The sequence below is a fragment of the Streptomyces sp. NRRL WC-3549 genome (assembly GCF_000721935.1).
Taxonomy (GTDB): Bacteria; Actinomycetota; Actinomycetes; order Streptomycetales; family Streptomycetaceae; genus Streptomyces.
In genome coordinates this window covers 64498-71589 of sequence record NZ_KL585423.1, presented here as the reverse complement: position 1 = coordinate 71589, position 7092 = coordinate 64498, and the positions used below count along the sequence as shown (strand labels likewise).

Sequence of the window (7092 nt, the reverse complement as noted above, 5' to 3'; positions counted from 1 at the left end):
GCCCGCCGGCAGCTCGCGATGGACGCCGTGCTGCTGCGGGCACTGGACACCGGGCGTGTGGACGGCCCGCGCTTCTTCACCGATCTCTTCCGCCGGGTGCCCATGGAGCGGCTCCTGCGCTTCCTCGACGGCGGCAGCACGCCCTGGGAGGAGTTCGGTATCGGCCTGCGCACCCCCGTGGGCCCGATGCTCCGCACCGCGGCCGAACTGCCCTTCCTGCCGCGCCGGGAGACCACCCGCCGCGAGACCACCCGCCGGGACCCGGCCCGCCGGGACACCGACCGCCGGGACGCCGGCCGATCCGAGGAGAGCCCGCGATGACCCTGTTGCGCGACCACGACCTCGCGCACGCGTTCGACCACGCGTCGCACAGCTACGACCGCCTCACCGCACTGAACCCGGGCTACCGCACCGACCTGCTCCGCTCGGCGCGCCGCCTCCGTCTCCCGGACGGCGGAAGGGGCCTGCGGGTCCTCGACCTCGGCTGCGGTACGGGCGCCTCGACGCGGGCCCTGCTGCGCGCGGCCCCGTACGCCCGGATCACCGCCGCCGACGCCTCGGCCGGCATGCTGGAGCGGGCCCGCGCGAAACGCTGGCCGCTGAACGTGCGGTTCCTGCACCGGTCCGCGGAGGCGCTGGGCGCCGCCGGCCACGAGGGCGCGTACGACGCGGTGTTCGCCGCCTACCTCTTCCGCAACGTCACCGCCCCCGGCGAGGTCCTCCAGGCCGTGCGCACGCTGCTGCGTCCGGGCGGACGGCTGCTGGCGCACGAGTACAGCCTCAGCGGCTCGGCCGTGCACCGCGCCCTGTGGCACGCGGTGTGCCGCGGGCTGATCGTCCCGGCGGGCACGCTGACCGGGGACCGCGAGCTGTACCGCCATCTCTGGCGCAGCGTCCTCGACTTCGACACCGCACCGGCCTTCGCCCGGCGCATCGCCCGGGCCGGCTTCCCGTACGTCCGCACCGCTCCCGTCGCCGGCTGGCAGACGGGCATCGTCCACACCTTCCTCGCCCGGACGGAGGCGCCATGAGCCGTGGCCGCCCCGCCGCCGACCGCCACGGACGCGACCGCCGGGCCGAGACCGTCCGTCCGGCGCCCGGGCGCGAGCGCTTCACCGGCGACGCCCCGTCCACCGCGGTGATCGGCGGCGGCATCGCCGGTCTCGCCGCCGCCACCGCCCTCGCCGAGCGAGGCGTCCGGGTGACCCTGTACGAACGGGAGGACACCCTCGGCGGCCGTCTCGCCGGCTGGCCCGTCCGCCTCGCCGACGGGTCCGGGGCGACCATGAGCCGCGGTTTCCACGCCTTCTTCCGCCAGTACTACAACCTGCGCGGCCTGCTGCGCCGCACCGACCCCTCGCTCAGCACCCTGACCCCGCTGCCCGACTACCCGCTGCGGCACCGCGGCGGACTCACCGACAGCTTCGCCCGGGTGCCCCGGACCCCGCCGTTCAGCGCGCTCGGGTTCGTCGCGCTGAGCCCGACGTTCGGCCTGCGCGACCTCGCCGCCATGGACCCCCGCGCCGCACTGCCGCTGCTCGACGTACGCGTCCCCGAGGTCTACGAGCGGTTCGACCACGTCAGCGCCGAGGAGTTCCTGCACCGGATCAACTTCCCCGAGGCCGCCCACCACCTGGCCTTCGAGGTGTTCTCCCGCAGCTTCTTCGCCGACCCCCGGGAACTGTCCGCCGCGGAACTGCTGCTGATGTTCCACATCTACTTCCTCGGCTCGTCCGAGGGCCTCCTCTTCGACGTACCGCGCGAACCCTTCCCCCAGGCCCTGTGGGAGCCGCTCGGCGGCTACCTCCGACGGCTCGGCGCACACCTGCGCACCGGCACCCCCGTCCACCGCGTCCGCCCGGCCGCGGACGGCACCCTGACCGTGGAGCGGGACGGGGCGGCCGACCGCCACCAGGCCGTCGTCCTCGCGCTGGACACCACCGGTCTGCGGCATGTCGTCGCCGCCTCCGAGGAGTTGGGTGACGCGGCCTGGCGCGCGGACGTCGCCGCGCTGCGCACCGCACCGCCGTTCCTGGTCTCCCGGCTGTGGCTCGACCGCCCCGTGCGCGCCGACCGCGCCGGGTTCCTCGGCACCAGCGGTTACGACGGCCTCGACAACATCAGCGTCCTCGACCGCTGGGAGGGCGAAGCCGCCCGCTGGGCCGCGCGGACGGGCGGCAGCGTGGTCGAACTCCACGCCTACGCGGTCGCCGAGGACGCCGAACCCAAGCAGGTCCAGCGGCGCATCGTCGAACGGCTGCACGAGGTCTACCCCGAGACCGCCGACGCCCGGATCATCGACGGCCGCCACGAATGGCGCGCCGACTGCCCCGTCTTCTCCGTCGGCGGCCACCACCGGCGCCCCACTGTCCGCACCCCCCATCCGCGCGTGACCCTGGCCGGCGACCTGGTCCGCACCGGACTGCCCGTCGCCCTCATGGAACGCGCGGCCACCTCGGGCTTCCTCGCCGCCAACGCGCTGCTCGCCGACTGGGGCGTCCGCGGCCAGACCCTCTGGACCGTCCCCCGGTCCGGCCGCTCCCGGCTCCTCGGCGCCCTCGCCCGCCGGGCCGGACGGTACTGACACCGCCTCTCCGCCCCGCAGGCCCTGGTGGTGCCGGAACGGTACTGACACCGCCTCCCCGGCGGCGCGTCACCCCGGGAAGCGCCCTGAGCTCCGCAGCGACCAGCGCCGCTCGGCGTACGCCAGGTCGTCCCGCCAGAGCCGTCCCGCCGTCCTGCGCATCAGGGGCCGCAGGACCGGCGCGGCGGCCCGGGCCAGATGTGTATAAGAGACAGGCTCGGCCGCACCCCGCGCGGTCAGCGGCGTCGCATGGGTCTCGACCACCGAACCGGCACCCTCCCCGTCCGTGATGTGCATGACGACCGTACGGGGCTCGGGGGCCGTGAACACGGCCCGCACCGGCACCACCAGCCGCCCCGCGACCTTGAACGACACCTCCACCGCGAACCCGTCGTCCCCGTCGTCGTCCGGGGTGCCGACCACCTTCAGGCCGACGAAGGCGTACGGGTGGAACCAGGACCCGTGCCAGGGATCGAGCCGGTTGGCGACCACGTCCTCGGGTTCGCACCGGCCGACCGCCGTGAACACCGCGTCCACCGCGCCCCCGGCCCCCGGCCGCACCGGCACCACCGGACGCTCCAGCGCCGGCCCGCCCCCGGCCGCGTCCAGCCGCACCCACACCAGCACCCCGTCGTCGTGCACCGGATACGGCTCCCACCCGGCCCGCGGCCCGCCGTCCAGGGCCAGCCCGTGCCAGTGGCACAGCAGCGTCCCGCACACCACCCGGCTGTCCCGCAGCGGGGCCCCCAGGTGGGGGCACACCCCGGGGCCCGCCCGCAGGGAGCCGTCACCGGCCCGCCACACGACCACCTCGGTCCCGGCGACCGTCCGGCCGTACGGGCGCTCCCGCGCACCGACCTCCCGGGACGCCCCGACGACGTACCAGTTGCCCGACGGCCGGGCCGCCGCCCGTTCCAGCGCCCCGGCGATCAGGGCGGGCCGCGCCTCGCGCCAGGTCGGGGCCTGCCGCTCCCAGGCCGGGGCGCGCCGCACCCGGAGCGGCGAGGTCCACGTCCTCCCGTGCCGTCCGCTCATCGCCGCGTCCCCTCCGCACGGGCCGGGGCGTCGGACGGTGCGGCGGGCACCCGGGTCCGCACCCGCGCCCCCAGCACCCTCGCCAGCCCGGCCGCCGCGGTGGCCGCCCGCCGCCCGCGCGGGACGACGGCCCGCCGGTGCAGCACCGCGTAGTCGTCGGCGGCGATCGCGTCGAGGATGCCCCCGTACAGCGTGAACGCCGTACGGATACAGGGCCGCACCCGAGGTTCCAGCATGGCGATGCCCGGCTCCGCCTCCCGGTACACCGCCCGGGTCAGCGCCTCCGCCTCGACGAGCGCCGCCCGGACACGCCGGTCGCGGCGTCCGGTACGACGGCACCACTCCAGCAGCGGACGCGCCACCCCGTGACCGGCCAGCAGGTCCGCCGGAAGGTAGATCCGGCCCCGGTCCAGGTCCTCACCCACGTCCCGCAGGAAGTTGGTGAGCTGGAAGGCCACCCCGAGGGCCGCCGCGTGCGGCGCCGCCTCCTCCCGGTCCACGACCGTGCCCAGCACCGGCAGCATCTGCAGCCCGATCACCGCCGCCGACCCGTGCATGTAGGCCCGCAGGTCCGCGTACGTCGGGTAGTCCGTGACGCTGAGATCGCTGCGCATCGACGCCATGAAGTCCGCGAACAATCCGTGGCCGATGGCGTATCGCGCGGCGGTGTCCGCCACCGCGCGCACCACCGGCTCGTCCCCGCCCCCCGTCCGCAGCCCGTGTGCCAGGTCGCCCTCCAGCAGGCGCAGCAGCCGGTCGCGTTCCGCCGGTGGCCGGTGGCGGTCGAGGTCGTCCACGATGTCGTCCGCCCACCGTGCGAAGCCGTACAGCGCGTGCACCGCGCAGCGCCGCTCCAGCGGCAGCAGCCGGGTCGCCAGGAAGTACGTGCGGCCGTGCCGGGCGTTGAGCCGGCGGCACCGGTCGTAGGCGGCCCGCAGCGCGGGATCGGTGATCCGGGCCGCGTCCAGTTCACGGCGGTTCATCAGTTGCCCTTCGACGACGTGACCGTGGTGCGGGCCGTCCTCGCACGGGGACGGCCGGTGATGCGCGCGGCGGCGAGTTTCCCGCTGACGAGGACCGTCGGCACCCCGACGCCGGGCGTCGTCCCGCACCCGGCGAGCACGACGTTGTCGTAGGCGCGCACGAGGTTGCGGGGCCGGAACGGGCCGGTCTGCGCGAAGGTGTGCGACAGCGAGAACGGGGTGCCCGCCGCATGGCCCTGGGCCGCCCAGTCCACCGGTGTCACCAGCAGCTCCCGGTCGAGCGACGCCCGGAACCCGTCGAGCCCCCGGCGTTCCAGTTCGGCCAGCAGACTCTCCCGGTACCGCGGCCCCAGGCCGTGCCAGGCGTCCGCCGGGGGACCGGTCGTGGTGTTGGGGCAGGGAGCCAGGACGTAGTGCAGGTGCCTGCCCTCGGGCGCGAGCGACGGATCGTGCGTGGTCGGCCGGGTGATCAGCAGCGACGGATCGCTCATCAGCCGCCCGGCGCGGGTGAGTTCGTCGAAGGTGCGCTCCCAGGCACCGCCGAAGGAGATCGTGTGGTGCGCCAGGTCCGGCCAGGTACGGTCCGTGCCCGCGTGCAGGATCACCGCGGACGGCGAGTGGCGCAGCCCGACGGGGCGCCTGGGCGCACGCCCCAGGAGGCGGTGGACGACGGGCAGATCGGGCGTCAGCACGACCGCGTCGCAGGCGATCCGCTCGCCCGACACCAGCCGCACGGCCCGCACCCGGCCCGCCGCGTGCTCCAGCCGTCCCACCTCCGCCGACCAGCGCAGCCGAGCCCCCGCGTCGGCCGCCGCGTCCGCCATGGCCCGGGGCAGCGCGTGCATGCCGCCCTTCGGGAACCAGACGCCCGCGACCGTGTCCATGTACGCGATGACGGCGTACGCGGCGAGCGCCCGGGCGGGGGCCACCCCCGCGTACAGCGCCTGGAAGGAGAACACCCGGCGCAGCCGCGGATCGGAGAGGAACCTGGCGATCTGCGGGTCGAGCCGGCCGAAGCCGCCCAGCGCGGCCAGCCGCGCCAGGTCCGGGTGCAGCAGCTGGAAGGGGGAGTCGAAGTTGGTGTCGATGAAGCGGCGCATCTGCGCCCGGTACAGCCGCTCCAGCCAGTGGCGGAGCCGGCGGTACCCCTCCGCCTCGCGGCCTCCGGCGAACCGCCGCACCTCCGCCTCCATGGCGTCGCCGTCCGTGTGCACGTCCAGTCCGCTGCCGTCCGCGAACCGGGCCCGGTAGGCCGGGTGCAGGGCGATCAGCTCGACGCGCCGGTGCAGGCTGTCACCCACGGCGGCGAACGCCTCGTCGGCCAGGTGCGGCATGGTCAGCACGGTGGGGCCGGTGTCCACCTGGTAGCCGCCGAGCTCCAGCCGGCCCGCCCGGCCCCCGGGCCCCGCGCCGCGTTCGACGACGGTCACCCGGCGTCCCGCGCCGAGCAGATGCAGGGCCGCCGCGAGACCGGACAGCCCCGCGCCGACCACCACCACGTGGTCCGTGGGACCCGGCACCGTCCTCATGCGTCCTCCCCGCCCCGGACGGGTGCGGAGCCCACGGCCCGCTCCACCAGCGAGGCGAACTCCCGCCGGGCGTCCGCGTCCGCACCGCTCGCCGCGAAGTGGCGCAGGCCCGACGCCGCGAGGATGGCGATCTCGTCCTCCACCACCGCGCGTGCGCCGGTACGGTCCAGGGCGGCACGCATCCGGCCGACGCCGTCCTCGGCGTCGGCGGCCCCCTCGGGTCCGAGCGCGGCCACGGCCTCGGTGTCACCCATCTCGGCGGCCCGCCGGACCGCGACCGCGAGGAGGTAGGTGAGCTTGCGCCCGCGCAGGTCCACGTCCGCCGGTTTGCCCGTCGTCGCCGGGTCCCCGAACGCGCCGAGCAGGTCGTCGCGGAGCTGGAAGGCGAGACCGGCACACCGCCCGGCCGACCTCAGCGCCTCCGTGGTGCGTGCGTCGGCCCCGGCCGACGCGGCACCCAGCGCGAGCGGCCGCTCCACCGTGTAGAGCGCGCTCTTGAGCGTCGCGATGTTCCTGGCCTCGTCCCCGTCGGAGGAGCCGGTCGCCTGTGCGCGCAGGTCCAGGTACTGGCCGGCCACCGTCTCGCCCCGCATCGCCCGCCACTCCCGGTGCAGCCGGCCCCCGTGCGGAGAGCCCAGCGCGGTCTCGGTGAACAGGTCGTCGGCCCAGGCCAGCGCCAGATCACCGGCGAGCACGGCGGCGCCGGCGGAGTAGGAGGCGGCGGAGCCCCGCATTCCGCTCTCCCGGTGCATCCGGGCGAAGTCCACGTGGACGGCGGGTGCGCCCCGGCGTACCGGGGAGTCGTCCATGACGTCGTCGTGCACCAGCGCGCAGGCCTGGAGCAGTTCGAGGGCCGCGCCGACCCGCACCGGCGTCTCCGGGTCGCCCCCACGGCCGGCCGCCAGCCAGCCGCACCACACGAACGCGGTCCGCAGCCGCTTGCCGCCCCGCAGGACGAACG

The 7092-nt window shown here is 76.1% G+C and carries 7 protein-coding genes; 3 read left to right on the top strand and 4 right to left on the bottom strand.

Annotated features, from left to right (window positions below; translation table 11 throughout):
* The 3 genes from IH13_RS0126670 to IH13_RS0126660 form a co-directional block, all read left to right on the top strand.
* The coding region (locus IH13_RS0126670; RefSeq protein ID WP_031088527.1) for a lycopene cyclase family protein at positions 1–321 on the top strand (321 nt) is incomplete at its 5' end.
* Positions 318–1031, top strand: a complete 714-nt coding sequence (locus IH13_RS0126665; protein WP_031088526.1) for a class I SAM-dependent methyltransferase — start codon at positions 318–320, stop codon at positions 1029–1031. The genes IH13_RS0126670 and IH13_RS0126665, both read left to right, overlap by 4 nt.
* The gene (locus IH13_RS0126660) at positions 1028–2584 is read left to right on the top strand and encodes an FAD-dependent oxidoreductase (protein WP_031088525.1); all 1557 of its coding nucleotides are present in this window, start codon (positions 1028–1030) and stop codon (positions 2582–2584) included. Before IH13_RS0126665 ends, IH13_RS0126660 begins: the two co-directional genes overlap by 4 nt.
* A 69-nt stretch (positions 2585–2653) precedes the next feature.
* Here IH13_RS0126660 and IH13_RS0126655 read toward each other — a convergent pair whose 3' ends face one another.
* From IH13_RS0126655 to IH13_RS0126640, 4 genes are all read right to left on the bottom strand, one after another.
* On the bottom strand, positions 2654–3619 hold the full coding sequence (locus IH13_RS0126655; RefSeq protein WP_031088524.1) for a Rieske (2Fe-2S) protein: 966 nt from the start codon (positions 3617–3619) through the stop codon (positions 2654–2656).
* Complete coding sequence (locus tag IH13_RS0126650; RefSeq protein WP_031088523.1) at positions 3616–4602, bottom strand: phytoene/squalene synthase family protein; 987 nt, start codon at positions 4600–4602, stop codon at positions 3616–3618. The genes IH13_RS0126655 and IH13_RS0126650 overlap by 4 nt, the downstream gene beginning before the upstream one ends.
* Positions 4602–6131 carry a phytoene desaturase family protein gene (gene crtI / locus IH13_RS0126645; RefSeq protein ID WP_031088522.1) on the bottom strand — a complete coding sequence of 510 codons (1530 nt, stop codon included), beginning with the start codon at positions 6129–6131 and terminating at the stop codon, positions 4602–4604. The genes IH13_RS0126650 and crtI overlap by 1 nt, the downstream gene beginning before the upstream one ends.
* Positions 6128–7092, bottom strand: a 965-nt coding sequence (locus tag IH13_RS0126640; RefSeq protein ID WP_031088521.1) for a polyprenyl synthetase family protein, incomplete at its 5' end; no start/stop codon positions are given. The genes crtI and IH13_RS0126640, both read right to left, overlap by 4 nt.

Bases quoted from the DNA above. Each gene is read 5' to 3' on its own strand.
- IH13_RS0126655 (WP_031088524.1), bottom strand. From the start codon at position 3,619: ATGAGCGGACGGCACGGGAGGACGTGGACCTCGCCGCTCCGGGTGCGG.
- IH13_RS0126665 (WP_031088526.1), top strand. From the start codon at position 318: ATGACCCTGTTGCGCGACCACGACCTCGCGCACGCGTTCGACCACGCG.
- IH13_RS0126650 (WP_031088523.1), bottom strand. From the start codon at position 4,602: ATGAACCGCCGTGAACTGGACGCGGCCCGGATCACCGATCCCGCGCTG.
- crtI (WP_031088522.1), bottom strand. From the start codon at position 6,131: ATGAGGACGGTGCCGGGTCCCACGGACCACGTGGTGGTGGTCGGCGCG.
- IH13_RS0126660 (WP_031088525.1), top strand. From the start codon at position 1,028: ATGAGCCGTGGCCGCCCCGCCGCCGACCGCCACGGACGCGACCGCCGG.